The following is a 15,336-nucleotide window of genomic DNA, read 5'->3' as shown; positions in this document are numbered from 1 at the left end:
GCCTGCAGGACACCGGCCAGCAGCAGCGCGACGATCAGAAGAACGCCGAATGAATTCGGGGCGACCGGGCCGCCGAATGAAATGAATTCGGGGCGATTTCAATCGCTTCTTCAACCGCTCTGTGGCCGATCGGGGTCAGGAGGTCAACGGCGACCAGGTAGAGAATGAGGGTTTCAAGCCATTTGAACAATTCAGGCGCGGCGTCAGCCAGGGAGGTGGCCGGCAGCAGCGAGAAGGCCAGCGCGGCGCAGTACAGAAGTAGGGGCAGCAGCAGTGGTGCGACCGCGGCCTCACCGGTGGACGCCGCGCGAGGATCAAGGCGACGCCAGGGGCGCGGCAGAACCAGGCGGCCGGCGGCCAGGCGCTGCGCCAGCCACGCGGCCAGGGTCAGCGCCAGCAGGGCTTCGCTGGGGCCAACGGCCGCGCCGGCCAGGGTGATCTCACCGACCGTGCTGAAGGGCACGCTGAACGCCAGCAGGAGCAGTCCCAGCGCCGGGCGTATGAAAACGGCCAGGCCGAGGCTGAGAGCGACCAGCGCCACGCTCAGCCCGGTCAGCGGCGCCCGCGCCAGCAGAAGCGCCAACAGCGCCAGCAGGCCAATGATCGAGACACGTCGTGCAACCGAGTGTAGCATGAGATTTCTTCTGGAAAGGCGCCCCTTGCCGCGCGGTCTGCATTCTACTCCGATGGTGAGCTTCCCGTCAAAATGCCTGCGGGGTCGCAGTTTAAGTTTCTCTCATTTTTTGGTCTCTGCTTTCGTTGACGAAGCTGCCGTTTGACGGTATACTGTGCGCTGTGGGTCATGACCGTGTGGTCCTGACCGCAAACACGAAACAAACCAGGTCTTCCTGCTGCTCATTCCCACGCCCCCTGCCCAGGAACCCGGTTGCTCGTGGACATCAAGACGGGAGAGAGAATCGAATGGCGAAGAAATCAACCATTGGCAAACAGAGCAGCGAGGGCGCCGTGCGTGCAGGCAGCGCGGGTGGACTTTCGCGCAATGCGTTGCTGCTGATCGTAACCGGGGTCGTCCTGGCCGTTGCGCTGATCATCATCCTGCAGCAGACACTCCTGCGTGGGAGTAACGCGGCAGTCAGCGGCGGGCCTGCCACCCAAGCGGGATCAGAAGCCGGCCCGGCCGACGCCGCGGTGACCGTGGCCGTTTACTCTGATTTCCAGTGCTCGCACTGCAAGTCCTACATGCAGGCCGTGGAGTCATCGCTCCTGCCTGAGTTTGTGGATACCGGCAAGGTGCGTTATGACTATCGGCATTTCATCGTCATCAGCCGGGAATCGTACGACGCGGCCAATGCGTCGGAGTGCGCCGGCGAGCAGGGCTTCTTCTGGCCCTACCACGACCTGTTGTTCGAGCAGCAGGGGCTGCAAGGCCGCGACACGGTCAGCAAGACCAATCTCAAAGCCTTGGGCAAGCGTATCGCAGGGCTGGACCTGAGCCAGTTCGACGCCTGTGTGGATACGGGCAACTACGTCGAGCAGATCTACCGCGAGATGCAAGAGGGCACGGACAAGGGTGTGACCGGCACGCCGGCGGTTTTTGTCAACGACAAGAAGCTGGACAACGGGCAAGACTATCAGCAGGTCAAGGCGGCGATCGAAGCCGCGCTGGGCAATTGAGGCCACAGGAGTGCAATGTCAGACACAGCAATTGTAACCGCCCGGCGTTGGGGCCTGGCGACGCCGATCCTCGCCCTGCTGGGCGCGGGCATTTCTGGCTACCTGGCCTACGTCAAGCTCAGTGCCACGCAGGCGGTCTGCCTGGGCTTGGGCGAGTGCGAAGCGGTGCAGAACAGCCCCTATTCGGTCATCCTGGGCATTCCGATCTCTATCCTGGGCCTGCTGAGCTACCTGGCGATCATCGCTCTCTGGTGGTGGAGCCAGGATGAGCAGCGACCGTACGCGGACCTGGCGCCGATGCTTAGCTTCGGCATCATCCTGTTTGGCTTTCTCTATTCGGCCTATCTGACCTACCTGGAACTGTTCGTTCTCAAGGCGATCTGTCCCTGGTGCGTGGCCTCGGCCATCCTCATGACCGTGCTGGTGTTCATCAGCGCACGCCAGGCTTTGACCAGCGCCAGCTAAAGGAGCAGGAACCATGGCCAACGCAAACGACCCTGCAGGACTGAGAAAGCTCATCGGTTGTCTCGTGAAAGGATAGCAGGCTAATGATCAGCGTGGACACCATTGTACACGGCGGCATCGTGGTCACGATGAACGCCAAAGAGGAAATCGTGGCCGATGGCGCCGTGGCGGTGCGCGAGGGGCAGGTGGTCGCGGTGGGGCCGGCAGCGACGATTTTGAGCCGTTACGTGGCGCCGCAGATGGTGGACTGTGCCGGGCAAGTGATCATGCCGGGGCTGATCAACGCGCATACGCACGTGCCGATGAGCCTGCTGCGCGGCCTGGCCGATGACTTGCGCCTGGATGTCTGGCTGCTCGGCTACATGATGCCGGTGGAGCGGGAGTACGTGGGCGAGGACTTCTGTCACTGGGGCACGTTGCTCTCGTGTGCCGAGATGATTCGCTCCGGCGTCACCTGTTTCAACGATATGTACTACTACGAGGATGCCGTGGCCCGCGCGGTGGACGCGGTCGGCATGCGCGCCATTCTGGGGCAGACGATTCTGCGCTTCCCGTCGCCCGATGCAGCCAGCTACGATGAGAGCCTGGCCTACTGCCGGCAGTTCATCGAACGTTGGCGCCACCATCCGCGCATCGTGCCGTCGGTGGCGCCGCACGCGCCGTACACCTCCACGCCGGAAATGCTCGAGGCCTGCGTCAACCTGGCGGTAGAGTTCAACGTGCCGCTGCACATTCACCTCTGCGAGACGTCGCTGGAGGTGATGAACAGCCGCAAGGAGCATGGCGATCCGCCTATCGCCTATGTCAATCGCCTGGGCCTTTTCCAGGCCAAAGTCATCGCCGCGCACTGTGTACACCTGGACGATGGCGAAATGCGCATCCTGGCGAACACACGCACCGGCGTCGCGCACAACCCGTCGAGCAATATGAAGCTCGCCAGCGGGGTGGCGCCTGTGGTGCGCCTGCGCAGCCTGGGCGTACACGTGGGTCTGGGCACCGATGGTCAGGCCAGCAACAACGACCAGGATATGTTCGAGGAAATGCGCCTGGCGGCCTTCCTGCCCAAAGGAACGATGGGCGACCCCACGCTGCTGCCGGCGCGTGATGTCTTTGCCATGGCCACAATCGAGGGCGCGCGCGCAGTCCATCTCGATCATCTGATCGGCTCGTTGGAAGTAGGCAAGCGCGCAGACCTGACCGTGGTGGACATGAAGGCGCCACACCTCAACCCACGCTACCAACTCAGCCCGGCTCACATCTATTCGCACCTGGTTTACGCGGCCAAGGCCAGCGATGTCTGCCACGTGATGGTAGATGGTCAATGGCTGCTGCGTGACGGCCAGTATCTGACGATTGACGTGCCTCTCGTGATCGAGAAGGCAACCGAGTTTGCCGCCCGCATCAACACCTTCATCAGCCAGCGCGAGCAGAGCCTGCTCGATAAGCTGCTGGCGGTGAGCGATCTCGACATGCAGCAGTCCTTGCAGGAGTCGTTCGAGGTGCAGGTGAAAGTGGAAGTGGATGACCTGCGCCCGCTCGAGGAGCTGCTGCACCAGGCGCCGTTCGAAATCATCCGGCGCAGCGTACGCCAGCAGTTCGACACCTATTTCCTGTTCGACCAGGGCAAGATGGGCGGCTATGTGCGCTACCGCGAGGACAACAAGATCGTGGAGCCGGAGGATGGGCGCCAGGGCATGGGGCCAGGGCCATCCATCGAGCCGCACTACTACCTGACGGTGATTGGGGAGACGAAGGAGCGCGAGTATGCCGATTCGGTTATTCTCTCGCGTTCGCATTACCTGGCGGCCGCGGTTCATTCCCTGCGTTTCTACCAGGAGTATTTCCAGCCCGACCGTGTGCGTGAGATCATCAAGTGGCGCACGCGCTACTGGGTGCGCTACAAGGGTGAGGAATTTGCGCTGAACTTCGACCGCCTGAGCAAGCCGATGGTCAGCACACCGTTTCTGGAGATCAAGAGTCGCACCTGGTCACGCGCGGACGCGGAAAAGAAGGCCGATCTGATCGGCGAGATTCTGCGCCTGCTCAAGATCAACCTGCGCAGCCGGCGCCTGGGCGAGTACACCTCCCTGGCCTGGTGAGGTCGCCCACGCGGGCTCGGTAACCTGCTCACGGCGGCGCGGGGGCGACGATGAGGCGCACCGGGTTGACGGCTTCGTTCGGAATTTTACGGATGAGGACATTGAGCTGCGTGTCGAAGACGAAGATGTTGTGCGTGTAGGCGTTCAGGGCAATAGTGGCGTCCAACGCGTACAGGCGTTGACCGTCCTGGCTGAGGCCCAAATCAATGAAGGTGCGCTCCATGCCGAGCCGTGTCTTGAGCCGCCAGTTCTGCGTGTCCACCGCCCAGGCCGTACCCAACAGGGTGTTGAACGCCAGCGGATCGGCCGGGAAGGTCAGCGCCAGGTAGAGCGTGTTGCCGTCGGCGCTCAGCACCGGCTGGCCCAACGGCCGGCCCACAATGTCAAAAATGGCGAGAGGGACCGGTGCGTCAGCCAGCAGCGGCTCCAGGTGAATGGGCAACACCGCCGGCCCATCGGCCAGCGCGTAGAGGATGGATTCATCGGGTGAGAGCACACCGCTGCGCACTTGCAGCACCGCGGGCAAGGTCAGCGTCTGCATCGGGCGGCGGGTGTCCAGCGGCAGCACGGTGAGCCGCGCCGGGCCTGTCTCTGGCTGGCACAGCACCAGCAGTTGCTGGGCCGACGCGCGCCACAGCAAGTGCGACGGCCCGCACAACGGCGTCTTGTACCAGAAGGGCACCTCCACCTGTTGACTGATTCCTGGCGGCATCGCCAGGTAATTCTCCAGCCACACCGCCGAACTGACCGGCGTGGCGTGCTGCACCATGACATGGCTGCCGAGATCGCTGCTGATGAGCGGCGGCCAGCCGCCCGCTGTGCGTCGCGTCAACCGATTGAGTATCGTCATCTGCGCCAACTCAAGACCGGATGCTGTGTCGAGCAGATGCAGGCGATTCTGCCCCGCTTGCTCTGCCCCGTCCAGCAGCCACAGCCGATCGCCCATCAGGGTGACGGCCACCTCAGGCGCTTGCATCGCCGCCGCGTACGTGACGGTGATGGCGTACATTTGCTGGTTGCTGTCGGCGTCAATCACATGGACGCTCGCCCCCAGCTCCGGACCGCCGGCATCCACCAGGTACAGGCGCTCGTGCGAAGTAGCCTGGGCTGACTGCGCTGTGGCCGGTGCGGGCGCCAGTACCAGGCTGGACCACGCGCTACCGCTGTCGGTGATGGTGCGCAGCTTGGCGCCGGTCAGCAGGTTGTATACCACCAACTGTTGTCCGTACGGGTCGCTGGTCACCAGCACCTGGTCGTTACTGTGCAGGGCCAGGCTGGAGAGAGGAGTCTCCACTTCCCACAAATCGGGGCTGACGGCCAGGTTGGCGAACGGGGGGTCAACCACCCACTGGTTGGCAAGCTCCCGCGTCTCCAGGTTGTAGAACCAGATTTCGCTGGCCAGCCCCGCCTCGCCTTCGCTGCCATGACTCAAGCCCAACACCAGGCTGTGCGGCGTCTCCAGTTGTGCCACCTGGAAGGGCATCACGCGATGCCCGGCCTGCAGCGGCAACAGCACCTCACTCACCACCCGGCCAGCGCTCAAATCTACCTCGGTCAGGATGCCATCTTCGGTCACGGTGTACAAAAATTGGCTGTCGGCCGACATCACCGCGCCGGCCAGGCTGTGCGTCACCGGCGCCTGACTCTGTGGCGACGGCGCCAGCGGCAGGCTCAGGCTGCGGCTCACGGTGCGGCGCTGCAGATCGTTGAAGTGCAGCACCCCGTTGCGACACAGGTCATACAGCCAGCGGCCGTTGGCTGCGGCAAAGACAAAGCGCACCTCGCTGCAGGTTTCGGTGCTCGCCAGCGGCTCCACGACGCCAGAAGCGGCCAACTCCCCGGTCGTGGGATCAAGGCGGTCAACGGTATAGGTCTGGCTGATCAGACGCTGGGCATAAATGGCCAGGCCATCGGGCGCCATAATCAACGCGGGCGGGCCGGCGTTGCGCGGCCAGCGCACGCGGTTGGGCAATTCGGTCTGGCGCAGCATGGACCACGAACGGGTGTCGAAAATGCGCAGGCGGCTCGTCGTGCCGCCGGTTGTGGTGACAAAATCGGCCAGATAGAGCGTGGCGCCGTCAGGCGAGAGGGTGAACTGCGGCGTATTGCCGACCGGCAGCCGGCGCACCACACTGCCCAGGAGGGGATTGAACACCACCAGGCTGCGCGTGCCTTTTTCGGTCTGTAGAATGTGGTATAGACGGCTGCTGGCCCGCGGCAGCCGCGTCGGCGTGGCGACCGGAGTCGGCGTCGTCACCGTGGCCGGCAGCGGCGTGGACGCGGGGTACACATCGGCCGGGCGAATCACGCGCCACCAGCCCCAAACCAATGCAACCGCAAGCAGGATCAGCAGCCAGGGGCGGAGAGGCGGCAGGCGGCGTCGCGGCGCTTCCGTCACGCGCTGTCCCCAGGTCTCTTCACCAATTTGCCAGTCCAGGTGCTTGGGTGTGGGCAACGCTTCAACCCTCAGACTTCCGAAGTCTCCCGGACTCTGGAAGTCAATTTCCCTCAGACTTCCGAAGTCCGTTCGCGTCTACAAATACTTCCCGATCAGCATCTCCAGGCGTGTTTTCGTCTGCGCCGGAATCCGGCTGCGGTCGGTGATGATGGCATCCTTGAGCGCGTCAGCCTGCGGACTGGGGCCGGCCGTGGATAACAGACGCACGGCATTGCGCACCGCGGTCTTGGCAACCTCGGCGTTGTGCAGCAGCACCCGGATGACCGCGTCCACCGTGACCGGCTCTTCCGTCTCGTGCCACACGTCGTAATCGGTCACGTGCGCCATCGTGGCATAGCTCATGCCGGCCTCACGCGCCAACTGCGCTTCGGGCACGGCCGTCATGCCGATGATGCTGCAACCCCATTGGCGGAAGATGCGGCTTTCGCCTTTGGTGCTGAAGCGCGGGCCTTCGATGGTGATGAACACGCCGCCCTGGTGTACCGGATTGCCGGTCTCATGCACTGCGGCCAAACACACGTCGCTCAGGAAGGGGCAGAAGGGGTCCGCCAGCGAGACATGCACGACCAGGCCACCGGTGCCGGCCGTGGGGTCATCGAAGAAGGAAAGCGGGCGCAGATGCGTGCGGTCGAAGAGCTGATCCGGCACAACGATGTGGCCGGGGGCGATCCCTTCCTGCAAGGAGCCGCAGGCCGAAATGGAGATCAGGTACTCGACGCCAAGCGCCTTGAAGCCCCAGATATTGGCGCGAGAGTTGAGTTGGGTCGGGGAGATGCGATGCCCGCGACCGTGGCGGGCCAGAAAGGCCACCGGCGTGCCATCCAGCACCCCGGTGATGTAGGCGTCCGAGGGGGCGCCGAACGGCGTGTCCAGGGTGATCTCGCGCACCTCTTGCAGTGCTTCCATCTGATAAACACCGCTGCCGCCAATGATGCCAATGCGAAATGAGTCAGTCATTGATCTTGATTACCTCTCGAATGTTGATTGCCGGTCTCATTTTGTCAGGCCTAGAAATTTTCGTGAAAAACGGCGCACGGCTTTGGCGACCGTTAGCGCGTCACGCGCCTCCTCCAGAGTTGGTGCATCACCGGGATAGCGGGCAGTGATCGCATATTCTGCCAATGTGTTCAATCTTTCATCGTCCATACCGACCAGAATGCCGACATTAGCACACAACTCGCTCAATCGAATCAAGTCATGTGTCTTGGGGACAACAACGTCCCTGGAAACGAGTAAGGCTTTGAGGTACTTTTCAGCGCATTGTTGACTGCAGAAACAGGCGTGGTTATTCAGTGGTCGGCGACGACGCAGCATGGCGCAGGCTGCGTCATAATCTGCCTCAGCAAATTCAACCCAGGCGCGTATGTCAGTTTCGATGCTCATGAAGGACTCTACCTTGTGACAGGATCTCCAGGATGAAATAGTCGCGCTTGAGGACCGATTGTTCTATCTCAGCGGGAGTACGAACCAAGATGTCAACTGGAAAAGGGCGTGGAATGAGTAAGCGCGAGACACTCCAACTGCGCTCGCTGCGCGACGCTGTTGTGTCAAGGATTACGAGCAGATCTACATCGCTGTCTGGCGTTGGTTTGCCGTAGGCGTACGAACCAAAAAGAATGATCTTTTCTGGGTGCAGGCTTTCGACGATACGGCGTACCGCCAGCGGCAGCGCGCGCGCCACCGGCAGTGCGCAGCCGATCGGCGTCATGACCAGATCAGTGACATCGGCCAGTTCAATCGTTGTTTGCTCGTTTGTCGCGGTTTGCGTGTCCATACGCTAAACGCCCTGGTGCATTCAGATTGTGTTTGTTCAGTGAAGTTCTGAGGATGACGATTATAACCGCTTCTCCAGTTCCGCCAAAATCGCAAGTCTGGCGCGGCGTACAAAAAGATGTCCCCGACCCTGACGGGCGACTTGTGCGTGGCAAGATGCGCAATCGCCAGGGCCGGGGACAGGATGGGGCTAGGGCGGTGGCTCAGACGCGTTCGATGATGGTGGCAGTGGCCATGCCGTGGCCGATGCACATGGTTTGCAGGCCATAGCGGCCGCCGGTGCGTTCGAGGCGGTGCAGCATGGTGGCCATCAGCTTGGCGCCGGTGGCGCCCAGGGGGTGACCGATGGCAATGGCGCCGCCCGTGGGATTGACGCGTGCCGGGTCCGGCTGGATCTCCTTTAGCCATGCCAGTACCACCGAGGCGAAGGCCTCGTTGATCTCGATGGTATCCATGTCTTCGATGGTCAGGCCGGCCCGGGCCAGAATCTTGCGCGTGGCCGGGATGGGGCCATCCAGCATGATGAGCGGGTCGCTGCCCACGACCACCCGCGCGACGATGCGCGCGCGCGGCGTCAGGTTGTGGCGCTTGAGGCCCTCTGCGCTGGCCAACAGCACGGCCGCGGCGCCATCGCTGATCTGGCTGCTGCTGGCGGCGGTGATGCGACCATCGGCGCGAAACGCGGGGCGTAGTTGGCCCATCTTCGCCAGATCCACGTTGCTGCGAAAGCCCTCATCGTAGTCCAGGGTGACCTGGCTGCCGTTATGCGCCACCGTTACCGGCATGATTTCAGCCTTGAAGTAGCCGGCGGCGGTGGCGGCGGCGGCCTTCTGGTGACTTTCATAGCTGTAGCGATCGAGATCCTCACGGCTGAGGTTCCATTTGTCGCATATCAACTCGGCCGAGATGCCCTGCGGAATCAGGTCGTAGGGGATGCCAGCATAGAACTGCTCCGGATAGTCGGAGCCCATGGTCACGCGGCTCATGCACTCCACGCCGGCGCCCACGGCTATGTCCATGTCTCCGGCGGCAATGGCCTGGGCCGCAAAGTGGATGGCCTGTTGACTGGAGCCGCACATGCGGTTGAGTGTGACCGAAGGCACGGAGACGGGCCAGCCTGCGTTGAGGACCGCCAGGCGGCCGATGTTCGCGCCCTGCTCACCGATGGGGGTCACACAGCCCATCACCACATCTTCGACGGCGGCCGGGTCGAGGTCCACCCGACGCACCACCTCTTGCAGGGGCAGGCTGGCTACGGCCACCGGATGCAGACCGCTCAAGGCGCCATTTTTGCGACCGACCGGTGTGCGCACGGCGGAGACAATGTAAACGTCACGCATTATTTCCTCCCGCTATCTTTTCGTTTGGCCTGGGCGTTGATCTACTTGAACAACTCAGTTGATCTACTTGAACAACTCACGGGCGATAATGGTACGCTGAATCTGCGATGTGCCTTCGTAGATCTGGTAGATCTTGGCGTCGCGCATCAGTTTTTCCACCGGGTATTCGGCGCTGTAGCCGTAGCCGCCAAAAACCTGCACCGCGTCGGTGGTGGTCTTCATCGCCATGTCGGCGCAGAACGCCTTGGCAAACGCCGATTCCTTGGCGTTAGGCTGGTGCTGATCGGCCAGCCAGGCTGCTTGCCAGGTCAACAGACGGCCAGCATGGATGTTCATCGCCATATCGGCCACCATGAAGCTGATGCCCTGGTAGCTGGCGATGGCATGACCAAACGCCTTGCGCTCCTTGGCATACTTGATCGCTTCCTCCATGGCCCGGCGTGCCACGCCGACCGCGCCGGCCGCCACGGGCGGGCGTGATTTATTGAAGACCTCCATGGCCACCTTGAAACCGGCGCCCTCAGGCCCGATGCGGTTGGCCGCCGGCACTTCCACATCTTCCATAATCACTTCGCTCGTCCAACTGGCGTGCTGGCCCATCTTCTCGATCGGCTTGCTCGTCTTGACGCCCCAGCCGCGTTCGACGATGAAGAAATTCAGCCCGCGGTGACCGCCGGATGGGTCCACTTTGGCCAGCACCACGAACAGATCGGCCACCGGGCCGTTGGTGATCCAGGTCTTGGTGCCGTTGAGGACATACGTGTCTCCGCGCCGCGCGGCCACCGTCTTGATGCCGGCCACATCAGAGCCGGCGCCTGGCTCGGTGACGCAATAGGCAGGCATTTTTTGCTTGTCCATCACCCAACCGCCCAGGTACTGCATCTTTTGCTCTTCACTGCCGCCGATGATGATCGGCAGGCAGGCGAGTTGGTTGAGCATGGTTGCCGTCTGAATCCCGGAGCAGGCCCAGGCCAGTTCCTCGGCCACGATGCACTCCTCCAGGACGCCCACGCCCGGCCCGCCATAGGCTTCGGGCACGTTCAGGTTCATGAGACCGATTTCCTGGGCCTTCTTGATGATCGGCCAGGGAAATTCGCCGCTCTTATCGAAGTGTTCGACAACGGGCAGAATGTCTTTGACCGCAAAGTCGTGCGCCAGGTCGCGCAGCATGCGCTGCTCATCGGTCAGGGTAAAGTCAATCATGGTGAAGCCTCCACAACTGTGTCATAGATCGCCGTTGATCGCAAGATCACACGGTGGGCAAAAAACGAAGGGTAACACGCGGCATTTTGATGACGCCCCGCGTCATCAGTTTACCATACAACGCGCGCATTTGGCAACTTCGGGCCGCCAGAATTCCAAAGGTCATGATCTGCGACACTCTGCCCGCCGACCTACGGCCTATTTTTACTTCTGGGCAAACATGCTACAATACGCCTCACCATCTGCGCAGAGCGGACGACTGCAAGTCGCTGCGACGATTGCGATGCCCACCTTCGTGGACCAGGCATCCAAATTGAAACGCACCCTGTTGTGACTGCGGATGGGCGGCTCCCAGCTGGATCATCGTTGTCGGAAGGTTGTCGAAAAGGAAAACCTATGTTGAGGAAATCTGCTTTCGTTGCGCTCGGAGCCGTCTTGGCTGTCGCCTGCGTGCTCACCTTGTTCGCCCTTTGGTCTGGCCTCTGGTCGCCGCGTTCGCCAATGTTGTTGGCTGCCGCGCCCCACGCTCTCTCCATCGGCCTGCAACCGGCCGTCACCACCACCTCGCTCAACGCCTCGATCACAGTGGATGTGGTCATCACCGATGCCGCTGACCTGGGCGCGTTCGAGTTCACTCTGTCCTATGCACCGGCCGTCGTTGCCGTCACCGATGTGCAGCTTGGCGCCTTCCTGGGCAGCAGCAGCCGCCCGGCCTATGCCCTCGGCCCGCACATTGACAATAACGCCGGCACGGTCTCCTTCGGCGGTTACACGCTGGGCGCAACGCCGTCTGGCCCCAACGGCGCTGGCATACTCGCCACCATCACCTTTCACGCGTTGGGCCTCGGCAGCAGCGACCTTGTCTTTACCCACAGCCTGATCACCGATCGCCTCGCGACTGTTCAGGCGGTGACGACGCAGCCCGGCCAGATCATTGTGTCTGGCGCGACGCCAACGCCAACGATACCGCCGACATCCACCCCAACACCAACGGTCGCAGCCACGGCCACGCCGACGCCAACGAGCACCCTCACGCCTGCGCCGAGCGCGACGCCAACCCGCACGCCAACGCGCACGCCTAAACCGACCAAGACCAGGACGCCGACGCGCACCCCCATAGCGACCGCTACAGCGACTCCGGGCACCCCCCCGCCGCCCACCGCGACGTCAACAGCCACGCCATCGCCGGCGCCGTCGGCCACGCCCACCCTGACCCCCACGGCCGGGCCATCGCCCACGCCTACGGTCACGCCGACGCGCACGCCCAAACCGACCAAGACCCCCACCCGCACCGCGACGCCGACGGCCACCCCCACCGACGGGCCGACGCCCACGCCGACCGCCACGGTGCCGGTGCTGAACACCGGTTTCCTCAGTCCGACGGCCAATCAGCCCACGGATGGTGGCGACGCGAACGGTTTCGAGGTGAGTCCGACCAACGCTTACGCCGATGACGGTTTGTTCGCCGCCGATATGGACAGCGGCACCGGTACCAGCACGAGCTGCACGTCGCCGCGCAAGGATCGGCACCTCTACTACAACTTCGATGTGGCATTGCCCGGCGGCGCGACCATCAGCGGCCTGGAGGTACGCCTGGACGCCAAGGCCGATAGCAGCGTGGGTGCGCCCTTCCTGTGCGTGCAGTTGTCAGCCGATGGCGGTGTCACCTGGACCACGCCGCAGGGTACTGGCACGCTGGGCGCGACGGAGGCGACATTCACCGTCGGCGGCAGCGCCAACACCTGGGGTCGTACCTGGACCGTAGCCAACCTGAGCAACGCGAGTTTCCGCATGCGCCTCACCATGGTGGCCGCGGCCGTGGATCGCGACTTCAGCCTGGATTACGTGGCCCTGCGGGTACATTACCATTGATTCGTAGGTCCGGTCTCCTGGCCGGACGACGTTGGCTCAGGGAAGCGACCTCTGTGGCAGAGGACGTCGTCACGCCGGAGGCGTGACCTACTGGTTTCCAGCCTTACCCCGTGACCGGCAGGCCGCTCTCGCGGTCCCAGCCGCGCGCGGCGTAGTATTCATCCATGATCAGGGCAAAGTCGGGCAGCGATCCGGCCGCGCCGCCGCTGGGGCGCGCGTGCGTCAGCAGGCGCGCGGGCAGGGTGTCGTCGGCTGCGCGGATGCCGTAGCGGGTGTTGATCTGCCGCTTCAGGTTGAACAAACGCGCACCCGCGGCCATCACATCGTCCGCTGTCCAACTCCAGCCGGTGGCAGGATTGACGATCGCGGCAATCTGCGCTGGCCCCACGTGTCCCTTGATGATGAACTTGCACAACCCCAACGGATTGTAGACGCTCACATAATCCTGGTAGCGGACAGCAAGGGCGCCTGCGCCGACCTGGCTCAGGCGGTCGGGGTCGTCAGGGAAGTCCAATCCCTCGATGCGCTGCCCGTAGCCCGGCCAGTAGGAGCACGATTCCATATGACAGGCGCCGCGATTGGCGGTGGCGTAGTTCGCCGCCATGGAAAGAAAGGCGCGGGGATCATGGTAGGGCAGCTCCAGGCCTTTGACCGTGATATCAAGATCGGGTGCGGCCAGCGCCGCGGCCAGGCGCTGCACCCCTTCGGCCAGGCGGTCGCCGCAGCCGGTTCGCTGCGCAATGGCGTGGACACAGGCGACGATCGCCGGCGCGTTGCCCCATGCGAGCCGCAGGCCATCGGTGTCAGCCAGGGTGAGCAGGCCGCGCTCGAAGGCCTCGACCGCACAGGCAATCACCGCCGAGGTGGAAATGGTGTCCAGACCGTAGTCATTACACAGATAGTTGATGTGCGCAATGCTGTTCAGGTCGCCATTGAGCAGCAGGCCGCCAAAGCCGCCCAGGGTTTCGTATTCAGGCCCGTGACCCACGGTGCCGGCATAGGCGCCTTCCTGGATGTTTACCGTCTTACCGCAGCCGATGGGGCAGGCGAAGCAGAAGGTGTGTTTATCGTGGATCGTCTCGGAGATTTTCTGGCCGCTGATCTGCGCCGCATCCGGCCAGGTGCCATCCCGCCAGTTGCGCAGCGGCAAATCGCCCACTCGCTCCGCGCCTGGCACCCCGCCCGCTGTCCCCAGTTTGCTCAGGCCAATGGCAAACTCTTTGATGCTGGCATTCTGCGCCTTGACCGTCGCCCTGAAGCCGGCCTCGTCTGCATAGCCGGGTCGCGCCTTGCCCCGTGTGACGATGGCCTTGAGGTTCTTGGAACCCAACAGCGCGCCCATGCCGGTGCGGCCGGCCGTGCGCGCATGTTCGATGCCGCCCTGCATCACGCCGGCAAAACGCACCCGGTTCTCGCCGGCCACGCCAATGCTGGCTATCTGTGCCTTCGGGTCGGTCTCTGCCCGCAGGAGGTCATAGGTTTCATAATGGTTCTTGCCCCACAGGTGGCCGGCAGGCCGAATGTCAGCCCCACCATCGTGGATGTAGAGATAGACCGGTTGGTCGGCGCGGCCGCTGATCACCAGGCCATCCAGCCCGGCAAAGCGCAGCTCCGCACCCCAGTGTCCGCCCATGTTGGCCTCGCCCCAGATGCCGGTCAGCGGTGAGCGACCGCACCAGGAGGATCGGCAGCCGGTGGGCGCAAAGGTGCCGCTGAGCACACCGTTGAAAATATAGAGTGGGCTGTGCGGGTCATAGGGGTCGCGTGTGGGGTCCATCTCCTGGCTGAAGAGCCAGGCTGCGTAGCCGCTGCCCAACAGCCATTGACGCACGTCGGTCTCCGCGATGGGATGGCGACTGATGCTGCCCGCGGTCAGATCAATGCGCAGATACTGCCCGGCGTAAGGTTGAGTCATGTTGGTTTTCCTCCTGCTGTCATCATGGTAGCCCCTGAACAAGCTTCGGACTCCTGAACGCGCCTGAACGGAAAACGTCATCTGCGCCTGCGGTCAGATTACGCTCGCACCCCACGCTTCCCCGCCACAGGCGATCAGGTGGACGTGGTGTTAGGCCCCGAGCCGTACTCGACCACCCGCTGCCGCAACACACCGCGTGTGTTAGGCGGAGGCGAAGGCAGGCGCTGATGCGAACAATGGCACCACGCGCAGATCGTTAGGCTGCTGCTCAAGCTCCCACAGATCATACACGGCTTGATGCCCCAGCCAGCTTTCAGCACTGCTGCCCAGAGCGATAGACAGGCGCAACGCAATCTCCGGCGTCACGCGCCCGCGGCCGTTCACGATCTTCGATAAGGTCTTGCGGCTCACGCCCATCGCCTGTGCCGCATCCGTGATGCTGGCACCCATCGGATCGAGCCACAACCCCTTGATGATCTCGCCGGGATGGGGGGGATTGACCATTTTCATCATCTCTCAACCCTCAATGATAGTCCTCGTAATCCACAACTTCGGCATCACCCGCCGCAAAACGAA

Annotated in this window: 13 protein-coding genes; 4 read left to right on the top strand and 9 right to left on the bottom strand. The window is 63.1% G+C overall.

The genetic code is table 11. The features are described from left to right. Nucleotides 1-34: 34 nt before the first annotated feature. Nucleotides 35-634, bottom strand: a complete 600-nt coding sequence (locus tag IPF85_RS16100) for a hypothetical protein (RefSeq protein ID WP_343409096.1) — start codon at nt 632-634, stop codon at nt 35-37. Nucleotides 635-921: 287 nt separating this feature from the next. Between IPF85_RS16100 and IPF85_RS16095 the strand changes: the two genes are divergently transcribed. From IPF85_RS16095 to IPF85_RS16085, 3 genes are all read left to right on the top strand, one after another. Further along, nucleotides 922-1,635 carry a thioredoxin domain-containing protein gene (locus IPF85_RS16095; protein WP_343409095.1) on the top strand — a complete coding sequence of 238 codons (714 nt, stop codon included), beginning with the start codon at nt 922-924 and terminating at the stop codon, nt 1,633-1,635. 15 nt (nt 1,636-1,650) lie between these two features. After that, nucleotides 1,651-2,100 (top strand): vitamin K epoxide reductase family protein, encoded by a 450-nt coding sequence (locus IPF85_RS16090; protein WP_343409094.1) that lies wholly within the window; start codon nt 1,651-1,653, stop codon nt 2,098-2,100. An 83-nt stretch (nt 2,101-2,183) separates the two neighbouring features. Further along, nucleotides 2,184-4,199 (top strand): amidohydrolase, encoded by a 2,016-nt coding sequence (locus IPF85_RS16085; RefSeq protein ID WP_343409093.1) that lies wholly within the window; start codon nt 2,184-2,186, stop codon nt 4,197-4,199. A gap of 28 nt (nt 4,200-4,227) precedes the next feature. Here IPF85_RS16085 and IPF85_RS16080 read toward each other — a convergent pair whose 3' ends face one another. The 6 genes from IPF85_RS16080 to IPF85_RS16055 all read right to left on the bottom strand — a co-directional run bounded on the left by IPF85_RS16080 (nt 4,228) and on the right by IPF85_RS16055 (nt 10,973). Next, nucleotides 4,228-6,654: a hypothetical protein gene (locus IPF85_RS16080; protein ID WP_343409092.1), complete on the bottom strand. Its 2,427-nt coding sequence runs from the start codon at nt 6,652-6,654 to the stop codon at nt 4,228-4,230. A gap of 78 nt (nt 6,655-6,732) precedes the next feature. Next, nucleotides 6,733-7,614 (bottom strand): S-methyl-5'-thioadenosine phosphorylase, encoded by an 882-nt coding sequence (gene mtnP, locus IPF85_RS16075; protein WP_343409091.1) that lies wholly within the window; start codon nt 7,612-7,614, stop codon nt 6,733-6,735. A gap of 36 nt (nt 7,615-7,650) precedes the next feature. Next, nucleotides 7,651-8,040: a HEPN domain-containing protein gene (locus IPF85_RS16070; RefSeq protein WP_343409090.1), complete on the bottom strand. Its 390-nt coding sequence runs from the start codon at nt 8,038-8,040 to the stop codon at nt 7,651-7,653. Further along, nucleotides 8,024-8,431: a nucleotidyltransferase domain-containing protein gene (locus tag IPF85_RS16065; RefSeq protein ID WP_343409089.1), complete on the bottom strand. Its 408-nt coding sequence runs from the start codon at nt 8,429-8,431 to the stop codon at nt 8,024-8,026. Before IPF85_RS16065 ends, IPF85_RS16070 begins: the two co-directional genes overlap by 17 nt. Before the next feature lie 202 nt (nt 8,432-8,633). Next, nucleotides 8,634-9,770, bottom strand: coding sequence for a thiolase family protein (locus IPF85_RS16060; protein WP_343409088.1), 1,137 nt, complete (start codon nt 9,768-9,770; stop codon nt 8,634-8,636). A 63-nt stretch (nt 9,771-9,833) separates the two neighbouring features. Further along, nucleotides 9,834-10,973 carry an acyl-CoA dehydrogenase family protein gene (locus IPF85_RS16055; RefSeq protein WP_343409087.1) on the bottom strand — a complete coding sequence of 380 codons (1,140 nt, stop codon included), beginning with the start codon at nt 10,971-10,973 and terminating at the stop codon, nt 9,834-9,836. Between the two features lie 435 nt (nt 10,974-11,408). On the opposite strand from IPF85_RS16055, the gene IPF85_RS16050 reads away from it, so the two are divergent. After that, complete coding sequence (locus IPF85_RS16050; RefSeq protein ID WP_343409086.1) at nt 11,409-12,845, top strand: cohesin domain-containing protein; 1,437 nt, start codon at nt 11,409-11,411, stop codon at nt 12,843-12,845. Nucleotides 12,846-12,948: 103 nt separating this feature from the next. On the opposite strand, the gene IPF85_RS16045 is transcribed toward IPF85_RS16050, so the two are convergent. Both IPF85_RS16045 and IPF85_RS16040 read right to left on the bottom strand, forming a co-directional pair. Beyond that, the gene (locus IPF85_RS16045; protein ID WP_343409085.1) at nt 12,949-14,760 is read right to left on the bottom strand and encodes an aldehyde ferredoxin oxidoreductase family protein; all 1,812 of its coding nucleotides are present in this window, start codon (nt 14,758-14,760) and stop codon (nt 12,949-12,951) included. A gap of 201 nt (nt 14,761-14,961) precedes the next feature. Then, complete coding sequence (locus IPF85_RS16040) at nt 14,962-15,270, bottom strand: HigA family addiction module antitoxin (protein WP_343409220.1); 309 nt, start codon at nt 15,268-15,270, stop codon at nt 14,962-14,964. Between the last annotated feature and the right edge of the window lie 66 nt (nt 15,271-15,336).

The organism is Candidatus Amarolinea dominans (assembly GCF_016704685.1).
Taxonomy (GTDB): Bacteria; Chloroflexota; Anaerolineae; order SSC4; family Amarolineaceae; genus Amarolinea; species Amarolinea dominans.
Note: the sequence above shows the minus strand (reverse complement) of the source record. Positions and strands in the feature narration are given on the sequence as shown.

What these genes read in the sequence shown, in the direction of transcription:
- IPF85_RS16100 (WP_343409096.1), bottom strand. Translation starts at nt 634, where the DNA reads ATGCTACACTCGGTTGCACGACGTGTCTCGATCATTGGCCTGCTGGCG.
- IPF85_RS16095 (WP_343409095.1), top strand. Translation starts at nt 922, where the DNA reads ATGGCGAAGAAATCAACCATTGGCAAACAGAGCAGCGAGGGCGCCGTG.
- IPF85_RS16090 (WP_343409094.1), top strand. Translation starts at nt 1,651, where the DNA reads ATGTCAGACACAGCAATTGTAACCGCCCGGCGTTGGGGCCTGGCGACG.
- IPF85_RS16085 (WP_343409093.1), top strand. Translation starts at nt 2,184, where the DNA reads ATGATCAGCGTGGACACCATTGTACACGGCGGCATCGTGGTCACGATG.
- mtnP (WP_343409091.1), bottom strand. Translation starts at nt 7,614, where the DNA reads ATGACTGACTCATTTCGCATTGGCATCATTGGCGGCAGCGGTGTTTAT.
- IPF85_RS16070 (WP_343409090.1), bottom strand. Translation starts at nt 8,040, where the DNA reads ATGAGCATCGAAACTGACATACGCGCCTGGGTTGAATTTGCTGAGGCA.
- IPF85_RS16065 (WP_343409089.1), bottom strand. Translation starts at nt 8,431, where the DNA reads ATGGACACGCAAACCGCGACAAACGAGCAAACAACGATTGAACTGGCC.
- IPF85_RS16060 (WP_343409088.1), bottom strand. Translation starts at nt 9,770, where the DNA reads ATGCGTGACGTTTACATTGTCTCCGCCGTGCGCACACCGGTCGGTCGC.
- IPF85_RS16055 (WP_343409087.1), bottom strand. Translation starts at nt 10,973, where the DNA reads ATGATTGACTTTACCCTGACCGATGAGCAGCGCATGCTGCGCGACCTG.
- IPF85_RS16045 (WP_343409085.1), bottom strand. Translation starts at nt 14,760, where the DNA reads ATGACTCAACCTTACGCCGGGCAGTATCTGCGCATTGATCTGACCGCG.
- IPF85_RS16040 (WP_343409220.1), bottom strand. Translation starts at nt 15,270, where the DNA reads ATGAAAATGGTCAATCCCCCCCATCCCGGCGAGATCATCAAGGGGTTG.